Raw genomic sequence first — 17,408 nt, forward strand, 5'->3', positions numbered from 1 at the left:
TGTGAGCCGGAGCACTCGTCAAGAGGGAACCTGTCGGCGGGGCCCGTCTGACTCTGCGAAAACGCCGTCTCCGTAAGGGCGGCGAAGATTTCGAACTCGCCCGCGACCGGGACCGGCCAGCCTGGTTCGCCGCCGCGGCGTCCCGACTCCGGGGTTGACACGTTTTAATCCGATGACCCAAAGTGAGCGGCGACACAGCAGCGGACGGACCGGGGGCACACGGATTGAGCACTGACGACACCGGACGTCCCGGGACCCTGAGCCGGACGGTCGGCATCAAGCAGGTCGCCGCGCGCGCCGGCGTCTCGCCCGGCACCGTGTCGAACGTCCTCAACCGGCCCGAGCGGGTCGCGGAGGCGACCCGCGTCCGGGTCGAGAAGGCGATCCGCGAGCTCGGCTTCGTCCGCAACGGCTCGGCGTCCACGCTGCGCGCCGGGCACAGCAGCACGATCGGGCTGATGGTGCTCGACCTCGCCAACCCGTTCTTCACCGACGTGGCGCGCGGCGTGGAGGACACCGCCAGCGAGCGCGGCTACGCGGTGATCCTGTCGTCGTCCGGCGAGTCGGACGAGCGGGAGCAGCGCAACCTGCGGGTCTTCGCCGAGCAGCGGGTGCGCGGCGTCCTGCTGACCCCGGTCGGCGACGACGGGGAGACCGCCGACCGGCTCCGCGACAGGGGCGTCCCGGTGGTGCTGCTCGACCATCCGACGCCGCGGGCGAACCAGTGCTCGGTCGCCGTCGACGACGTCGCGGGCGGCGAGCTGGCGGTCGGCGAGCTGCTGGACGGGGGCGCCCGGACGCTGGCGTTCGTCACCGGGCCCACCGTGCTGCGGCAGTGCGCCGACCGCCGCAAGGGCGCGCTGCGGGCGCTGCGCGCCGCCGGCCTCGGCCGCGAGGTCATGCGCGAGGTCGCCGTCGGGGCGATGAACGCGCGCGCCGGGCAGGAGGCCGCCCGGCGGCTGCTGGAGGCGGGCCCGCCGCTGCCCGACGCGATCTTCTGCGCGAACGACCTGCTCGCGCTCGGCGTGCTGCGCGTCCTGCTGCAGGCCGGGATCGAGGTGCCGGGTGACGTCGCGCTGATCGGGTACGACGACATCGAGTTCTCGGCCGCGGCGGCCGTCCCGCTCAGCTCGGTGCGTCAGCCCACGTACCAGCTCGGCCGGATCGCGACCGAGCTGCTGCTGGAGGAGTGCGACGAGTCCGGCGGGCACGCCCACCAGCAGGTCATGTTCCAGCCCGAACTGGTGGTCCGCGAGTCCAGCCGCTCCTCCGGAGGCACTCCTTGAAGGTCGCGCTGTTCCTCACCTGCGTCAACGACACGATGTTCCCGGAGACGGGCAAGGCGATGGTGCGGCTGCTGCGGCGGCTCGGGCACGACGTCGAGTTCCCGGAGTCGCAGACCTGCTGCGGGCAGATGCATCTCAACACCGGCTACCGGAAGCAGGCGCTGCCCCTGGTGAAGGGGTTCGCGGAGACGTTCGAGCCGTACGACGCGATCGTGACGCCGTCCGCGTCGTGCGGGGCGATGATCCGCGACTGGCATCCGAGGCTGGCGCCGCGCGCCGCCGCCGTCGCGTCCCGGGTGTACGAGCTGTCGGAGTTCCTGGTGGACGTCCTCGGCGTCACCGACGTCGGCGCGTACTTCCCGCACCGCGTCACCTACCACCCCACCTGCCACTCGCTGCGGATGCTGCACGTCGGCGACCGGCCGCTGCGGCTGCTGCGCGAGGTCCGCGGCATCGACCTGGCCGACCTGCCGGACGCCGCCGAGTGCTGCGGGTTCGGCGGGACGTTCGCGCTGAAGAACTCCGAGGTGTCCGCCGCGATGTGCGCGGACAAGGTCACCGCCGTCCGCAGGACCGGGGCCGAGGCGCTGTGCGCGGCCGACAACTCCTGCCTGATGCACATAGGCGGCGCCCTCACCCGCACCCGCGCGGGGGTACGGACCGTCCACCTGGCCGAGATCCTCGCCTCCACCGAGGAGGACCCGTCATGACGATGCCCACTTATCTGGGGATGCCGTCGTTTCCGGAGGCGGCGCGGCGCGCGGTGGCCGACACGCGGCTGCGCGGCAACCTCGCGCACGCGACCACGACGATCCGGGGGCGGCGCGCGTCGGCGGTGGCCGAGCTGGACGACTGGTCCGCGCTGCGGGAGTCGGGCAAGCAGATCAAGGACCACGTCCTTGAAAACCTCGGCCACTACCTGCGGCTGCTGGAGGAGAGGGTCACCGAGGCCGGCGGGACGGTGCACTGGGCGCGGGACGCGGCGGAGGCCAACCGGATCGTCGCGGACCTGGTGAAGGCGACCGGCGAGACCGAGGTCGTCAAGGTCAAGTCGATGGCCACGCAGGAGATCGGCCTCAACGAGTTCCTGGCCGGCGAGGGCATCACCGCCTACGAGACCGACCTCGCCGAGCTGATCGTCCAGCTCGGGGACGACCGGCCGTCGCACATCCTCGTACCCGCCATCCACCGGAACCGGTCCGACATCCGCGACATCTTCCTGCGCGCGATGGACGACGCGCCTGAGGGCCTGACCGACTCCCCCGCCGAGCTGGCGGAGGCGGCCAGGCGGCATCTTCGCGCCAAGTTCCTGTCGGCGAAGGTCGGGGTGTCGGGGGTGAACTTCGCGGTCGCCGACACCGGCACGCTCGTCGTGCTGGAGTCGGAGGGCAACGGCCGGATGTGCCTGACGCTCCCCGAGACGCTGATCTCGGTGATGGGCGTGGAGAAGATCGTGCCGAGCTGGCGGGACCTGGAGGTCTTCCTCCAGCTGCTGCCCCGCTCGTCCACGGCCGAGCGGATGAACCCCTACACCTCCACATGGACGGGCGTGTCCCCCGGCGACGGCCCGCGCGACTTCCACCTGGTCCTGCTGGACAACGGCCGGACCGCCACCCTGGCCGACGAGGTGGGCCGGCAGGCGCTGCGCTGCATCCGCTGCTCCGCGTGCCTGAACGTGTGCCCGGTCTACCAGCGCGCGGGCGGCCACGCCTACGGGTCGCCCTACCCGGGGCCGATCGGCGCGATCCTGTCCCCGCAGATCAGGGGCATCGGGTCGGACGTGGACGCCTCCCTGCCCTACGCGTCGTCGCTGTGCGGGGCGTGCTTCGAGGCGTGCCCGGTCGCGATCGACATCCCGGAGGTGCTCGTCCACCTGCGGGCCCGCGCCGTCGAGAAGGGCCCCCGCCATCCGCTGGAGCGGGTGGCGATGACGGCGGCCGGGTGGACGCTGCGCTCGCCGACCCGGCTCGCGCTCGCGCAGCGGGCCGCGTCGGCGAGCCGCCGCGTGGTGGGGCGCAGCGGCCGGATCCGGCGGCTCCCCGGTCCGCTGAACGCGTGGACCGAGACCAGGGACGCCCCGGCGCCGCCCCCCGAGTCGTTCCGCGCCTGGTGGGCGAGGACGGACGGCGGCCGGAAGAAGGGGGACAGGTGAACGCGCGCGAGGAGATCCTCGGACGGGTCGAGCGGGTGACGCCCGCCCGTCCCGCCGCCGAGGTCGCGGCCGCCTACGACCGGATCGACCGCGGCTACCTGCGCCGCCACCATGAGGACGGCATCCTCGACCTGTTCGCCGAGCGGGTCGCCGACTACCGCGCGACGGTTCTGCGCGTGTCCCCGTCCGAGGTGGCCTCGACGGTCGCCGAGCGGCTCTCGGCGCGGCCCGGCTCCTACGGTGTTCCCGGTGGCGTCCCCGAGGAATGGTTCACCGCCGCCGGCTCCTCGCTGGTCCGGGATCCCGATGTCGCGTCGCTCGACGGGCTGGCGGGGGCGGTCACCGGCTGCGCGGCCGCCATCGCCGAGACCGGCACGATCGTCCTGGACCACGGCGCCGCGCAGGGGCCGCGCGCCCTGTCGCTCGTGCCGGACTACCACCTGATCGTCGTCCTGGCCGGCCAGGTGGCGGCGGACGTGCCGGAGGCGCTCGAACGGCTCGACCCGCGCCGTCCGCTGACGTTCGTGTCGGGGCCGTCGGCGACGAGCGACATCGAGTTGTCCCGCGTCGAGGGCGTGCACGGGCCGCGCACGCTGGAAGTGCTGGTCGTCCAATGACTGAAGCGACGTTCGCGGCGGTCGACCTCGGGGCGTCCAGCGGGCGGGTGATGGCGGGCCGCGTCGGCCCGGACACGCTCGCGCTGGACGAGATCCGCCGCTTCCCGAACCGTCCCGTCCGGGTCAACGGCACGCTGCACTGGGACATCCTCGGCCTTTACGGCAACGTCCTGGACGGGCTGCGCGCCGCGCCGCCGGGCCTCGCCTCGGCCGGGATCGACTCGTGGGCGGTCGACTACGGACTGCTGGACGCGGGCGGAACCCTGCTCGGCAATCCCGTCCACTACCGCGACGCCCGCACGGACGGCGTGATGGACCGGGTCCGCGCCGAACTGGGCGACGACCTGCTCTACCAGGCGTCGGGCCTGCAGTTCCTGCCCTTCAACACGATCTACCAGCTGGCGGCGGACGACCTGTCCCGGGCGGGCACGCTGCTCCTCGTCCCCGACCTGCTGGCCTACTGGCTCACCGGCGAGATCGGCGCCGAGCGCACGAACGCGTCCACGACGGGGCTGCTGGACGTCCGCGACGGCACCTGGTCGGGCGACCTGCTGTCCCGTCTGGGCCTTCCCGCCGGGATCCTCCCGCCGCTGCGCGACCCGGGCTCGGTCATCGGGACCCTCCGCGCGGACGTGGCGGCCGAGATCGGCCACGACGCCCTCCGGGTGACGGCCGTCGGCTCCCACGACACGGCCTCCGCGGTCGCCGCCGTCCCGGCAACCACCGGCCGTTTCGCCTACATCTCCTGCGGCACCTGGTCGCTGGTGGGCGTCGAGCTGGACGAGCCCGTGCTGACGGAGGCGAGCCGCAAGGCCAACTTCACCAACGAGGGCGGCGTCGACGGGACGGTCCGCTACCTGCGCAACGTGATGGGCCTGTGGCTCCTCCAGGAGTCCCTGCGGACCTGGGGGAACCCGGATCTTCCCGCCCTGCTCGCCGAGGCCGAGGACGTCCCGGGCCTGCGGTCGCTCATCGACCCCGACGATCCGGAGTTCCTGCCGCCCGGCGACATGCCCGCCCGCATCGCCGCGCACTGCCGCCGCCGCGGGTTCCCCGAGCCGGCCACCCGCGCCGAGACCGTCCGCTGCGTGCTGGACAGCCTCGCGCTGGCCCACCGCGCCACGCTCCGCCAGGCGTCCCGCCTGTCGGGCAGGGAGATCGACGTCGTCCACCTGGTGGGCGGCGGCAGCCGCAACGACCTGCTGTGCCGGCTGACCGCCGACGCGAGCGGCCTTCCGCTGATCGCCGGGCCGGTGGAGGCGACGGCCCTCGGAAACGTCCTGGCCCAGGCCCGCGCCCACGGCGTCGTCGCGGACCTCGCCGAGTCCCGCGCCCTGGTCGCCGCCACCCAGGACGTGCGCCGCTACACGCCGTCGGGTGACGAGTCCCGCTGGCGGGACGCCGCCGCCCGGCTGGGCCTGGAGGGCTGACCCGGCCCGGTGGTGTCACGGCGCCCCCGGTGATGTCACGGTGCCGGGACGGTTTACCCTCCCGAGGTTGACATGGGGCGCGTGAGGACCGTTCATAGCTATGAACAACCCGGTCACGGAGGAGACCGGCCCGCGGGGACCGCGCGCGGGCGGGGCGTGTTGCCCGACCTTATTGACGTTCCACCCGATAAGGTAAGGTCCGCCAGTTCTCAGGGACCACAACGAGAAGCATGATCACGGCGAGTCGACCGCCTGCTGGGGTGTGAACATGGAGGGTCGTGCGGCCCGCGGCGCCGGGGCCCGGCCCGGCAACGCACCGCTGGTCGGGCGGCGGGACGCGCTGCGGGAGATCGGCGGCGCCCTGGACGCGGCCGAGGCCGGCTACGGCTTCCTGGCGATGGTCGGCGAGCCCGGCACCGGCAAGTCGCGGCTGCTGAACGAGCTGGCCGACGGCGCGATCGCGCGCAAGCTGCCGGTCGTGGCGGGACGCGCGGCCGAGTTCGAGCAGGAGATGCCGTTCGGCGCCGTGGTCGACGCCCTCGACGACCGGCTCGAAGAGCACACCCTGAACCTGCCGCCGGGCGCGCTGCGCCTGCTCGGGACGGTGTTCCCCGCGCTCGCCGACATCACCGGCGAGCCGCCGGCCGCGTCCCCGGAGTCGCGGACCGCGCGGTACCAGCTGCACCGCACCGTCCGGCACCTGCTGGAGGACCTGGCCGAGCCGCACGGGCTGGTGCTGATCCTCGACGATCTGCACTGGGCGGACGACGCGACGATCGAGCTGCTGGACCATCTCGTCCGGCATCCGCCGCGCGCCCGGGTGCTGGTCTCGGTCGCCTACCGGCCGGCGCAGGCGTCGCCGCGGCTGGCGGCGCTGGTGGACGCCGCCGGGCCGCAGGGCGTGCGGATCGCCGTCGAGCCGCTCAGCCAGCCCGAGGTCAGGGAGTTCCTCGGCCCCGACATCAGCCGCACCCGGTGCGAGGCGCTGTTCAAGGCCAGCGGCGGCAACCCGTTCTACCTTGAGGCCCTGTCGAAGATGCGGGCCGGGAGCGTCCCCTCCGGCGGCGGCGGCATCGACCGGGAGGGCTGGCAGAAGGGCGTCGCGAACCTGACCGAGCTGCCGCCCGCGGTGCGGGCGGCGCTGCAGGTCGAGCTGAGCGCGCTGCCGCCGGAGGCGCTGCGGATGGCGCGGGGCGCCGCGGTCGCCGCGGACGTGTTCGAGCCCGCGCTCGCCGCCGTCGCCGCCGAGATGGAGCAGAACGCCGCGCTCACCGCCCTGGACGTGCTGACCGGCCATGACGTGGTGCGTCCCACCACGGGCGGCCGGTTCCGGTTCCGGCATCCGCTGGTCCGGCACGTCGCCTACGCCTCCACCGCCGCCGGCTGGCGGATCGCGGCGCACTCGCGGGTGTCGGCCCGGCTGGCCGAGCTCGGCGCCCCCGCGGCCGTCCGCGCCCACCACGTGGTGCGGTCGGCGCGGTTCGGCGACGCCGAGGCGATCCGGACGCTGGTGGAGGCCGCCCGCGTCGTCGCGCGGCAGGCGCCCGGCACCGCCGCGTACTGGCTGCAGGCCGCGCTGGAGCTGATGCCGGACGCCGCCGACGGCGCCTACCCGGACCGGACGGAGCTGCTGGTCGAGCTGGCCCACGTGCAGGCCGTCAGCGGCCACGCCGAGGAGGGCCGCGACAGCGCCCGCACCCTGCTGGGGCTGCTGCCGCCGGGCGACACGGTGCGCCGGGCGCGCACCGTCCACATGTGCGCGGTGATGGAGCGGCAGCTCGGCCGGATCCACGAGGCCCGCGCCCTGGTGCTGGACGAGCTGCGCCGCATCACCGACCGGCAGACGCCCGAGGCGGTGCTGCTGCGGATCCGGCTGGTCGCCGACCGCATCCAGAAGATCGACACCCGCGGGTCGCAGGCCGTCCTGGACAGCATCCCGCAGCGCGACCCCGGGTGGGGGCGGGGGCTGACCGCCGCCGTCGCGTCGATGCGCCCGATCGTGTCCTACGGGCGGGGGCAGATCGACGAGGCGATCGAGTACGCGCGGACCGCCGACCAGCTGTTCTCCGCCGCGTCCGACAACGACTTCACCGACTGCCTCGACTGCTTCGCCTGGCTGGTCTACGCCGAGTCGTTCCTCGGCATGTACGACGAGGCGCGGCGGCACGCGGAGCGGCTCGTGGCCATCACCCGGACGACGGGCCAGACGTTCATCCTCGGCTACATGCTGGCCGGGCAGTCCCGCGTCCTGGCGCAGCTGGGGCGGTTCGAGGAGGCGTCCGCCGCCGCCGACGAGGCCACCGCCGTCGGCCGCGACCTGCGCTCGCAGGAGGTGCTGGCCTACGGGCTGACGCAGCAGTGCCTCACGGCGAGCTGGATGGGCGACCACGAGCGGGCGATCCGCGCCGGTGACGAGGCCGTCGCCAACGACACCGGCTCCGGCGAGTGGTGGACGCACATGGCGCACGTCGCCCGCGCCCTCGCGGTGATCAACGAGGGCCGGCTGGAGGAGGGCGCCACCGCGCTGATCGAGGCGTGCGGCGACGGCACCCTGGGCCTTGACTTCAGCACGCTGGTGGTCTGCGCCGAGGCGCTCGCGGCCGTCCGCGCCGCGCAGGAGGACCCCGCCGACGCCGCGAGCTGGGCGGGCATCGCCGACGCGATCGCGAACCCGGCGCTGACCGGCGACATGGGCCTGGCCCGGCTGGCCCGCGCGCACGCGGTCCGCGCCGCGGACCCGGCCGCCTCCGCCGCGCTGGCCGCCGAGGCGGCCGTCCTGCTCGCCGAGGCGGGCCGCGCGGCCGGAGGCGGGCCGCGCCGAGCTGGCCGCCGGGATCGCGCACGCGGCCGGCGGCGACCGCGGCGCGGCGCGCGAGCGGCTGCGGGCGGCCGCGGAGGTCTTCGAGGCGTGCGGGATGCGCGGGCTGCTGGCCCAGACCGTCCGCGAGCAGCGCCGCCTCGGCGTCCGGGTGCCGGTCACGCCGACGCCGCCCAAGCGCGCCAGGGGCGACAAGAAGGACCTGCCGTTCGGGCTGTCGCCGCGCGAGCACGAGATCGCGCTGCTCGTCGCCGAGGGCAAGAGCAACCAGCAGATCGCCGAGCAGCTGTACCTCAGCGTCCGGACCGTCGAGACTCATCTGTCCCGCGTGTTCGCGAAGATCGGCGTCTCCTCGCGGGTCGGTGTCGCGACCGCGATGAACCGTTCCGAGTAGATCAGACTCTTACATCACGTACGTCCCGTATGCACGACGCGATGACGCACGTAAGTACGGGTTCTCCACGATGCCGCGCCGATGTGCGCGTTTGGCAAGGTTAGGGCGTCAGAAAGCGGAGGGATGGACATGGACCAGAAGCGGATCGCGCGCTTCACGCACGCGGGCGTCGCCGGCGCCGAGGTGTCCGTGCACCCCTTCGCCACCGAGGACGGCCTGGGCCTGAACCTGACCCGGTTCCGCCGCGCCGACTGCGACGACGTGGTCCTGCTGGTCCACGGCCTGACGACGTCCAGCGACATGTACATCATGCCGGAGCACACCAACACGGTGAACTACCTGCACGACGCCGGGTTCGGCGACGTGTGGGCGGTCGACTTCCGGATGAGCGGCCGGTTCCCCTACAACGCCGAGACCCAGCGCTACAACCTCGACGACATCGCGCACTACGACCATCCGGCGGCGCTGGCCGAGCTGCGACGCCACATCGGGGACCGGCGGGTGCACGTGATCACGCACTGCCTGGGCGCCGTGTCGTTCTCGATGTCGCTGTTCGCCGGGACCGTCACCGGCATCGCGAGCCTGGTCTGCAACAGCGTCTCGCTGACCCCGCGGACACCGCTCTGGTCGAAGATCAAGCTGGCGTACGGGCCGCCGCTGATGGAGTACGTCGTCGGACCGTGCCATCTCGATCCGCGCTACGGCCAGGCTCCCGTGCTGACCCGCGGCTGGACGATCGCCAAGGCGGTCGCCCCGTTCCACGGCGACTGCGCCGAGCCCGCGTGCCACATGCTCAGCTTCATGTGGGGCGGCGGGAAACCGATCTTCTCGCACGAGAAGATGTCGCCGGTCACGCACGGCCGGCTGGCCGACCTGTTCGGGGCGAGCAACGTCCACTACTACCGGCACATCTCCAAGATGGTGAAGGCCGGCCGCGCGGTGAAGTACGCCCCGCGCGACCCCCGCCACGCGGACCTGCCGGACGACTACCTCACCCGCGCCGCCGAGGTCACGACGCCGATCCTGTTCCTCACCGGAGACCGCAACAACGTGTTCACCGACTCCAACATCGTCTGCCACCGCGCGCTCGAGAAGATCACGCCCGGCCTGCACGAACTGGCGGTCCTGCCCGGCTACGGCCACCAGGACGTGTTCATGGGCAAGAGCATCGACACCGAGGTGCTGCCGCAGGTGCTCGACTTCCTCAAGCGGAAGGCGGGCTGAGCCATGGAGCACGCTGACGCCGTCGTGATCGGATCCGGGTTCGGCGGATCCGTCACCGCCTACCGGCTGGCGGAGGCCGGGCAGCGGGTCGTGCTGCTGGAGCGCGGGCAGCCGTACCCGCCGGGCAGTTTCCCCCGCACCCCCGCGGAGATGGGACGGGCCTTCTGGGACCCGGACGCCGGCCTGTACGGGATGTTCGACGTGTGGGGCTTCAAGGGCTGCGACTCGGTCGTGTCCGCCGGCCTCGGCGGCGGCTCCCTGATCTACGCGAACGTGCTGCTGCGCAAGGACGAGCACTGGTTCGTCCACGACCAGCCGCTGCCCGGCGGCGGGTACGAGTCGTGGCCGGTCTCCCGCGCCGACCTGGACCCGCACTACGACGTGGTCGAGAAGATGCTGGGCGCGACGCCGTACCCGCTGGAGCAGGTCCCGTTCGACGACACCCCGAAGACGCACGCGATGCAGGACGCGGCCGCCGAGCTCGGCCTGCAGTGCACGCTGCCGCCGCTCGCGGTCAGCTTCGCCTCCGAGCCGGGCGGGACGCCGGGGCTGAGCCTGCCGATCGTGGACGCCGGGTACGGCAACATCCACGGCGGCGGCCGCCGGACGTGCAGGCTGTGCGGCGAATGCGACATCGGCTGCAACGAGGGCTCCAAGAACAGCCTCGACCACACCTACCTGTCCGCGGCGGCGCACCACGGCGCCGACATCCGCACCTCGCACGAGGTGAAGGCGATCCGGCCGCGGCCGGGCGGCGGGTACGAGGTCGACTACGTCCACCACGAGGACCTGACCGCCAAGAAGCGCCGCCGGGCGGTCGAGACGATCTCGTGCGACCGGCTGATCCTGGGCGCGGGCACCTACGGCACCACGTTCCTGCTGCTGAAGTCCCTCAAGGCGTTCCCCGGCCTGAGCGACGCGCTCGGCACCCGGTTCAGCGGCAACGGCGACCTGCTGACGTTCCTGCTGCGCGCCAAGGACCGCAACCGGGTCCGGCCGCTGAACGCCAGCCGGGGGCCGGTGATCACCACGGCGATCCGGCTGCCGGACGAGCTGGACGGCGTGCCCGGCGCGGGCCGCGGCGCCTACATCGAGGACGGCGGCTACCCGGGGTTCACCGACTGGATCGTCGACGGCTTCGACGTCCGCAACGACTTCGAACGCGCGGTGAAGTTCCTGTGGAACCGCTTCACCGAGTACTTCAAGGACACGCCGGACACCAACCTGTCCAAGGAGATCTCCGACCTGATCGGCGACGGGGCGCTGACGGTCAGCTCGCTGCCGCTGCTCGGGATGGGCCGCGACACCGCCGACGGCCGGCTGCGGCTGAAGGACGGCCGGCTCGCCGCCGAGTGGACGTCGGAGACCAGCGAGGAGCTGTTCAACCGCGTCCGCAAGACGATGCAGGGCATCGCGGACGTGCTCGGCGCCGACTACGCCGACAACCCGATGTGGTTCCGCAAGCGCATCATCACCGTCCACCCGCTGGGTGGCGCCCCCATGGGCGCGCACCCGGGCGAAGGCGTCTGCGACGCCTTCGGCGAGGTGTTCGGGTTCCCGGGCCTGTACATCGCCGACGGGGCGGCGATGCCGGGACCGGTGGGCCCGAACCCCTCGCTCACCATCGCCGCGCAGGCCGACCGCCTGGCCACGCGGCTGCTGGAGGGCGCGTCCGCACAACGGGGTGCGGGCGGTTCCGCCGCCCCGCCTGCCACGGGGGCCGAGCCGGTCGGGGGAACCGGCTCGCCGGGCGGGGCGGGAAACGGCTCGGCACACGAGGCGGTTCCCGGGGGGCGTGGGGGGTCGTCCCCCCACACGGCGTACGGTGCGGGTTCGGGGAGCCACGACGGGACGCGGGGACCGTCCAGCGTGGCGACCGGCCGTACGTCGCTGTCGTTCACCGAGGAGATGAAGGGGTTCGTCACCTACGGTGAGACCGACACGCGGATCGGCGAGCTGGCCGACGGGCGGCGGCACCTGTCGTTCCGCCTGACGATCACCGCGGCGGACACCGACCGGTTCCTGGCCGAGCCCGGGCACGAGGCGACGGCCGAGGGGTGGGTGGACGCCGCCGGCCACGGGGGGCGCAGCCCGGTCGAGCGGGGCACGTTCAACCTGTTCGTCGCGGACGGCGACAACGACCGGCGGCTGATGAAGTACCGCCTGTTCTACACCGACGGCGAGGGCCGGCGGCGAACGCTGAGCGGGCACAAGAACGTCCTGCACGGGCCGCCGACGCGGATCTGGCCGGACACCTCCACCCTCTACGTGCGGCTGCTGGACGGGCACGTCGGCGCGGACGAGGAGGACGGCGCGGAGATCGTCGCGGCGGGCGTGCTGCACATCCAGCTGACGGACTTCGCGCGCCAGCTGACGACGTTCCGCACGTCCGGCCCGGACGGGGCGGGCAAGCTGCTCGACTTCGGCAGGTTCTTCGCCGGCGAGCTGTGGGAGGTCTACGGCCCGGACCCCGTCTGAGGGTCCGAGGGGGGCCAAGGTCGTGCAGGCCGAGGGAACTGCGGGGTGCTCTCGGCCTGCACCTTTCACGCCGGAGGCCGCGCGGGGGGTCGCGCGGTCTCCGGCCCGGTTCCCGGAGCGGAGCGCCAGCGGAGCGGAGGGAGCCGGGCCGGACGGCTCTTGCCGGGGGGTGTGGGGGGTCGTCCCCCCACAGGAGAACTCCTCTTACTTTCGGGTCAGATGTCCCCGGCCCGGCGGGCGGGGCAGTTCTCGGGGCAGTGCTCGGCGTGCGCGGGCAGCCACTTGGCGAACGCCTTCAGCATGAGCCGCAGCCCGAACCCGACCAGCGCGCCGGTGCCGGGGATCAGCGGCTCGAACGCCGCCTCCCAGCGGATGAGCGTGCCGGAGTCGCGGGCCTCCAGGTGGACGTCGGAGCGGTAGCGGCGGACGGGCAGCCCCGACAGCGCGACGTAGCCGAAGCGCGTGTGCGGCTCGTAGGCGACGGTCTGCTCGCTCGCGGGCCAGATCTTCTTGACCGCCCCGACCCCGTAGGCGGTCGTGTCGCCCTTGCGCGTCTGCCGGGCCGACGTCGGGAACCTGCCCCAGGCGCCCCATGCCTCGGGGACGGCCAGATGCCGGAACAGGGTCTCGGGCGAGGCGGTGGTGGCGGCGGTCACCTGAATCATCGCCACACGCTACACCGAGCGGGATTCGGTGTCAGGAGACCTTGGCGCGGGAGCGGAACGCGGCGGCCTTGACGCGGTTCTGGCAGGCGGTGGAGCAGAACCGGCGGGTGCCGTTGCGCGAGGTGTCGACGTAGACGCGGTCGCAGTGCGGCGCGGTGCAGACGCCGAGGCGGTCGTGCATCTCGCCGCCGAGGACGACGGCGAGGCCGGTGGCGCAGGACGCGCCCCAGTCGGCGGTGATGGTGCCGCCCTCGCCGTGGAAGTGCAGGTGCCACGGCTCGCCGTCGTGGCTTTCCAGCCGGGGCCTGGCCTGGGTCTCGGTCAGCAGCCGGTTGAGCTGTTCGGCGGCGGTGTCGCGGTCGCCGGCGGCAACGGAGTCGAACACGACGCGCAGGTCACGCGCGACGGCCGTCAACTCAGCCGCCTCGTCCGCGGTGAGGCTCGTGCGCCTGCTCATGCCCTTGAGGACCTCCAGGGCCGCGGGGACGAGCGCGTCCCCGGCGGGCAGCGTGAACGGGCGGCCGCGGGCCTCCCCCTCGGTCAGCCCGTTGACCAGCTTCACGGCGGACGCCACCACGCCATCGGTGTGACTGTTGAAGTTCACTTGACCAGTTACGCCCTTCCGGTTTAGCGTGTCACTGGCCAAAGGCTACATGACAGTCACAGGAGGGGTCATGACGCTGCTCGACCAGCAGACCGCCGGCACCTGGATCGCACGCTGGGACGCCCAGCAGGAGGGCTACGTGCCCGACCGCGAGGAGCGCTTCACCGCGATGATCGACGCGGTCGGCGCGGCCGCGCGGCGCCCCGACCCGCTGGTGCTGGACCTCGGCTGCGGGCCCGGCTCGCTCGCCGGCCGGATCCTCGACCGGATCCCCGGGGCCACCGTCGTCGCCGTCGACGCCGACCCGCTGCTGCTGTCGCTCGGCCGCGCCGTGCACGCCGGCCGCGACGGCATCGTCTTCACCACCCTGGACCTGCGCGAGCCCGGCTGGGCCGCCCGGCTGCGGCTGCCCCGGCAGGCCGACGCCGCCGTCAGCACCACCGCGCTGCACTGGATCTCCCCCGCCGACCTGCGCGTCGTCTACGCCGAACTGGCCACCGTCCTGCGCCCCGGCGGGCTGCTCCTCAACGGCGACGACCTGCACGTGGACGACGTCACGCCCGGCTTGGACGGGCTCGCCCGCGAGCTGCGCGAGAAGGAGAAGGCCCGCCGGCTCGCCGGGAGGCCGCGCCCGGAGAACTGGGAGCAGTGGTGGGAGGCGATCGGCACCGACCCCGCGTTCGCCGACGTGCACGCCCAGAGCACCGACGAGGTGACCGGGCACCACGGCTCGCCGTCCCGGCTGCTGTCCGCCCACACCGAGGCGCTGCACGCCGCCGGCTTCACCGAGGTCGGGACGCTGTGGCAGCACGGCGGCAACCGCCTCCTGGCCGCCCTCCTGCCCGCCGGCGGGACCGGCCGGCGGGACTAGCGCGCCTGGCCGTAGAGGCGCTCGACGTGCAGGCGGACGACGAGCCGGCCGTCCTCGACCATGACGCGGCGGTACTCGTCCCAGTCGGGGTGCTCGCCGCGGATGTCGCGGTACACCTCGACGAGCTCCTCGACGGCGGCGTCTGCGGGGTCCGCGGCGACCTCCGACAGCTCGGCGTCGCCCTCGGCGACCGCCCACGACCAGCCGTCGGGCGAGCTGACGTGCAGGCTGGCCCGCGGATCGCGGGCCAGGTTGCGCGCCTTGGCGCGGTCCGCGGTGATCGAGATCCGGACGAGCCGGCGGCCCTCGTCGAAGTGGTAGTTGATGTTGGACAGCTGGGGGCGTCCGTCCCGCCTGAGGGTGGCGAGCACCCCGAGGTCACGTTCCTTCAGCAGCTTCACCAGCGCTGCGTCGTCCGCCATCGTCCGCCTCCGTCGACAGGTCCTCTTTCCAGGCGACAACCCCGTCCCGCGCCGATCGCTTCCCGCCGCTCCCCGGCGGGCCGCGGGGTCAGCGGACGGCGAGGGCCGGGAAGTCGAGGACTCGGGCGTGCGGGGCGGAGGCGGCACCCGGTCCGCCCCGCTCGCCCTCCGCGCCCTCGCGGGGCGTGCGGCCGGTGAGGATGTGGCCGCGGAAGGTCGTGCCCTTGGCGACGATCTTGACGGCGTGGAAGTCCCGCGGCGGCAGCGCGCAGAACCCGGTGCGCACGACGTCGTCGAACAGCGAGTCCGACACGACGTAGGCCAGGTCGCGGCCGGCGTCGTCGATCAGCAGGCGGCGCAGCGGCGTCGCGTCCAGCAGCCGCTGGACGACGATGGGCGCGTCGCCGGCGGGCCCGAACGGGCCGGCCGTCAGCGTGCCGTGGTGCAGCGCGAGCCGCACCCGCAGCCGGAAGCGGCCGGCGTCGCGGTTGACCTCGCGCAGCGCCTCGTCGAGGAGGATCACGAAGTCCCCGGCGACCGGCGCCGGGTCGACGCCCTCCGGCAGGGTGGCGAGTTCCCCGTCCCCGCCGACCTGCTTGTCCCAGCCGGCCCGGTCGAGGCCGACGCCGCGCGCGGCGCGGTCCAGCGCGTCCGACAGCCGCCGCTGCGCGAGGAGCTGCTCGCGCGTGTCGCGCTTGCTGTACCCCTGGATGTCCACCGCCAGCAGCAGGCGGTAGCTGAGATGTGCTTCCCCGTTCCCTTTCACTAGCCCGATCCCGCCCCTCGGTCTCTGTGGGCAAATGGGCCCGATGCCCGCATTCGCTCCAAGTCATGGAGTGAGCGTTGCCCTGCGAATCCCGTGCGGCCGGATCCTGTCGTGCCGTACGGATCTGAGACGCGGCTCGGGGATCATCCGCGCCAGCAGGTAAGGAAAAGGTGGCGAACAAGTAAGGGACCTTTCGGAAAATCCGCAGCGAAACGGGCTCAGTTGAACCGCGAGACACGGAGGTCCCGTACTGCCTCCCAACGTGACACCCACGGTCACCGCGTCGCCCCGCCCCCTCGCACCCGCCCGGAGACCCCGATGGCCCACAGATCACCGGCCGCCGTGTCGGCCACCCGCGAACGCCCTCCCGGACCGTGGAGCTGGTTCCGCGGGCCGCAGCCCGCCGGCGGCGTCGACGACCAGGTGATCGTGACCGAGCTGTACCGCGTGTACGGCCGGCCGCTGCTGTCGTTCGTCCTGCGCCTCACCGGCGGCGACCGGCACTGGGCCGAGGACGTCGTGCAGGAGACGATGATCCGCGCGTGGCGCAGCGCCCACCAGCTGGACGAGAACGCGACCTCCCTCCTGCCGTGGCTGGCGACGGTCGCCCGCCGGATCGTCATCGACGACCAGCGCCGCAAGAACGCCCGGCCGCAGGAGGCGGGCGAGGGCCCGCTGGAGAACATGCGCGTCCCCGACGGGTTGGAGGATCTGCTGCGCTCCGTCGTCGTGTCCGAGGCCCTCCTCGCGCTGTCCCCCGCCCACCGGGAGATCCTCAACGAGACCTTCTTCCGGGACCGCTCGGTGAACGAGGCCGCCAAGCATCTCGGCATCCCCGTGGGCACCGTGAAGTCCCGGGTCTACTACGCGCTCCGGGCGCTGCGCGTCGCCCTGGAGGAGAGGGGCGTGACGCCATGAGAGCGCCGGACATGCCGCACGTCGACGTCGGCGCCTACGCCCTCGGCCTGCTGGAGGAGCCCGACCGCCGCGCGTTCGAGGCGCACCTGTCGACGTGCTTCTCCTGCCACGAGGAGCTGGGCGCGCTCCGCGGGCTCGCGCAGACGCTGGACGGCATCGGCCCGATCGCCGACCCGGCGGAGGCGATGCCGGCGCCGCCGGAACCGGCGCTGGTCACCGACCTGATGCGGCACCGGATCCGCCGCCGCCGGCGGTACCGGGCCGCGCGGGCGCTGGCCGCGGCCGCCGCCGGGGTCGTGCTGCTCGGCGGCGCGGCCGGCACCGGGTTCACGCTGGGCGCCGACCGCGACCCCGCCCGGTCCCAGCAGGACGGGACGGCCGCGCTGATGCGCGAGGGGCAGCGGATGTCGGCGGCCGACGCGGGCACCGGCATCACCGGGACGGTCGCGATGCAGCAGAAGGCGTGGGGCAGCCGGATCGGGCTGCAGCTCAGCAAGGTCCGCGGGCCGCTGGAGTGCGAGCTGGTCGCGGTCGACAAGCGGGGCGGCGCGCACACCGTCGTCGGCTGGTCCGTCCCCGCCAAGGGCTACGGCCTGCCTGGCTCGGAGCAGCCGGCGCTGGCGCTGCAGGGCGGGACGGCGCTGCGGCCACAGGAGATCAGCCGGTTCGAGGTCCGGACGATCGGCGCGGGCCGCACCCTGCTGACCGTCCCGGCCTAGGACCCGCGGCGCGTCCTCGCGCGGTCCGGCCGCACCGGCCGCGC

The 17,408-nt window shown here is 73.6% G+C and carries 15 protein-coding genes and 1 pseudogene; 12 read left to right on the plus strand and 4 right to left on the minus strand.

Annotation, left to right across the window (positions count from 1 at the left end):
• Positions 1–224: 224 nt before the first annotated feature.
• From ACQPZP_RS28200 to ACQPZP_RS28240, 9 genes and pseudogenes are all read left to right on the plus strand, one after another.
• The gene (locus ACQPZP_RS28200; protein ID WP_433472745.1) at positions 225–1,286 is read left to right on the plus strand and encodes a LacI family DNA-binding transcriptional regulator; all 1,062 of its coding nucleotides are present in this window, start codon (positions 225–227) and stop codon (positions 1,284–1,286) included.
• A complete protein-coding gene (locus ACQPZP_RS28205) occupies positions 1,283–1,996 on the plus strand; it encodes a (Fe-S)-binding protein (protein WP_433472746.1) in 714 nt (237 codons plus the stop codon). Before ACQPZP_RS28200 ends, ACQPZP_RS28205 begins: the two co-directional genes overlap by 4 nt.
• The gene (locus ACQPZP_RS28210; protein WP_433472747.1) at positions 1,993–3,438 is read left to right on the plus strand and encodes a LutB/LldF family L-lactate oxidation iron-sulfur protein; all 1,446 of its coding nucleotides are present in this window, start codon (positions 1,993–1,995) and stop codon (positions 3,436–3,438) included. The genes ACQPZP_RS28205 and ACQPZP_RS28210 overlap by 4 nt, the downstream gene beginning before the upstream one ends.
• Entirely contained in the window at positions 3,435–4,055 is a 621-nt protein-coding gene (locus ACQPZP_RS28215; protein ID WP_433472748.1) for a LutC/YkgG family protein, read from the plus strand. Before ACQPZP_RS28210 ends, ACQPZP_RS28215 begins: the two co-directional genes overlap by 4 nt.
• Positions 4,052–5,485 (plus strand): rhamnulokinase, encoded by a 1,434-nt coding sequence (locus tag ACQPZP_RS28220; protein WP_433472749.1) that lies wholly within the window; start codon positions 4,052–4,054, stop codon positions 5,483–5,485. Before ACQPZP_RS28215 ends, ACQPZP_RS28220 begins: the two co-directional genes overlap by 4 nt.
• Positions 5,486–5,753: 268 nt before the next feature.
• Positions 5,754–6,254: pseudogene (locus tag ACQPZP_RS28225) on the plus strand (ATP-binding protein); the annotation flags it as partial.
• A 2,146-nt stretch (positions 6,255–8,400) separates the two neighbouring features.
• Positions 8,401–8,697: a response regulator transcription factor gene (locus ACQPZP_RS28230; protein WP_433479685.1), complete on the plus strand. Its 297-nt coding sequence runs from the start codon at positions 8,401–8,403 to the stop codon at positions 8,695–8,697.
• 129 nt (positions 8,698–8,826) lie between these two features.
• On the plus strand, positions 8,827–9,921 hold the full coding sequence (locus tag ACQPZP_RS28235) for an alpha/beta hydrolase (protein ID WP_433472750.1): 1,095 nt from the start codon (positions 8,827–8,829) through the stop codon (positions 9,919–9,921).
• 3 nt (positions 9,922–9,924) lie between these two features.
• Entirely contained in the window at positions 9,925–12,399 is a 2,475-nt protein-coding gene (locus ACQPZP_RS28240) for an FAD-dependent oxidoreductase (protein WP_433472751.1), read from the plus strand.
• Between the two features lie 215 nt (positions 12,400–12,614).
• On the opposite strand, the gene ACQPZP_RS28245 is transcribed toward ACQPZP_RS28240, so the two are convergent.
• Positions 12,615–13,064, minus strand: a complete 450-nt coding sequence (locus ACQPZP_RS28245) for an SRPBCC family protein (protein ID WP_433472752.1) — start codon at positions 13,062–13,064, stop codon at positions 12,615–12,617.
• A 31-nt stretch (positions 13,065–13,095) separates the two neighbouring features.
• Positions 13,096–13,668: a CGNR zinc finger domain-containing protein gene (locus ACQPZP_RS28250; protein ID WP_433472753.1), complete on the minus strand. Its 573-nt coding sequence runs from the start codon at positions 13,666–13,668 to the stop codon at positions 13,096–13,098.
• A gap of 70 nt (positions 13,669–13,738) precedes the next feature.
• Between ACQPZP_RS28250 and ACQPZP_RS28255 the strand changes: the two genes are divergently transcribed.
• Positions 13,739–14,539, plus strand: a complete 801-nt coding sequence (locus tag ACQPZP_RS28255) for a class I SAM-dependent methyltransferase (RefSeq protein WP_433472754.1) — start codon at positions 13,739–13,741, stop codon at positions 14,537–14,539.
• Here ACQPZP_RS28255 and ACQPZP_RS28260 read toward each other — a convergent pair.
• Both ACQPZP_RS28260 and ACQPZP_RS28265 read right to left on the minus strand, forming a co-directional pair.
• Positions 14,536–14,961, minus strand: coding sequence for a PPOX class F420-dependent oxidoreductase (locus ACQPZP_RS28260; RefSeq protein ID WP_433472755.1), 426 nt, complete (start codon positions 14,959–14,961; stop codon positions 14,536–14,538). The genes ACQPZP_RS28255 and ACQPZP_RS28260 overlap by 4 nt on opposite strands.
• 88 nt (positions 14,962–15,049) lie before the next feature.
• Positions 15,050–15,727, minus strand: coding sequence for a hypothetical protein (locus ACQPZP_RS28265; protein WP_433472756.1), 678 nt, complete (start codon positions 15,725–15,727; stop codon positions 15,050–15,052).
• 318 nt (positions 15,728–16,045) lie between these two features.
• Between ACQPZP_RS28265 and ACQPZP_RS28270 the strand changes: the two genes are divergently transcribed.
• Positions 16,046–16,645: a sigma-70 family RNA polymerase sigma factor gene (locus tag ACQPZP_RS28270; protein ID WP_433472757.1), complete on the plus strand. Its 600-nt coding sequence runs from the start codon at positions 16,046–16,048 to the stop codon at positions 16,643–16,645.
• Positions 16,642–17,364, plus strand: coding sequence for an anti-sigma factor family protein (locus tag ACQPZP_RS28275; protein WP_433472758.1), 723 nt, complete (start codon positions 16,642–16,644; stop codon positions 17,362–17,364). Before ACQPZP_RS28270 ends, ACQPZP_RS28275 begins: the two co-directional genes overlap by 4 nt.
• Positions 17,365–17,408: the final 44 nt, after the last annotated feature.

The organism is Spirillospora sp. CA-142024, from assembly GCF_050942325.1.
Taxonomy (GTDB): Bacteria; Actinomycetota; Actinomycetes; order Streptosporangiales; family Streptosporangiaceae; genus Spirillospora.

Coding starts and splice junctions, on each gene's coding strand:
- ACQPZP_RS28210 (WP_433472747.1), top strand. CDS start 1,993: ATGACGATGCCCACTTATCTGGGGATGCCGTCGTTTCCGGAGGCGGCG.
- ACQPZP_RS28220 (WP_433472749.1), top strand. CDS start 4,052: ATGACTGAAGCGACGTTCGCGGCGGTCGACCTCGGGGCGTCCAGCGGG.
- ACQPZP_RS28230 (WP_433479685.1), top strand. CDS start 8,401: ATGCGCGGGCTGCTGGCCCAGACCGTCCGCGAGCAGCGCCGCCTCGGC.
- ACQPZP_RS28235 (WP_433472750.1), top strand. CDS start 8,827: ATGGACCAGAAGCGGATCGCGCGCTTCACGCACGCGGGCGTCGCCGGC.
- ACQPZP_RS28240 (WP_433472751.1), top strand. CDS start 9,925: ATGGAGCACGCTGACGCCGTCGTGATCGGATCCGGGTTCGGCGGATCC.
- ACQPZP_RS28245 (WP_433472752.1), bottom strand. CDS start 13,064: ATGATTCAGGTGACCGCCGCCACCACCGCCTCGCCCGAGACCCTGTTC.
- ACQPZP_RS28255 (WP_433472754.1), top strand. CDS start 13,739: ATGACGCTGCTCGACCAGCAGACCGCCGGCACCTGGATCGCACGCTGG.
- ACQPZP_RS28260 (WP_433472755.1), bottom strand. CDS start 14,961: ATGGCGGACGACGCAGCGCTGGTGAAGCTGCTGAAGGAACGTGACCTC.
- ACQPZP_RS28270 (WP_433472757.1), top strand. CDS start 16,046: ATGGCCCACAGATCACCGGCCGCCGTGTCGGCCACCCGCGAACGCCCT.
- ACQPZP_RS28275 (WP_433472758.1), top strand. CDS start 16,642: ATGAGAGCGCCGGACATGCCGCACGTCGACGTCGGCGCCTACGCCCTC.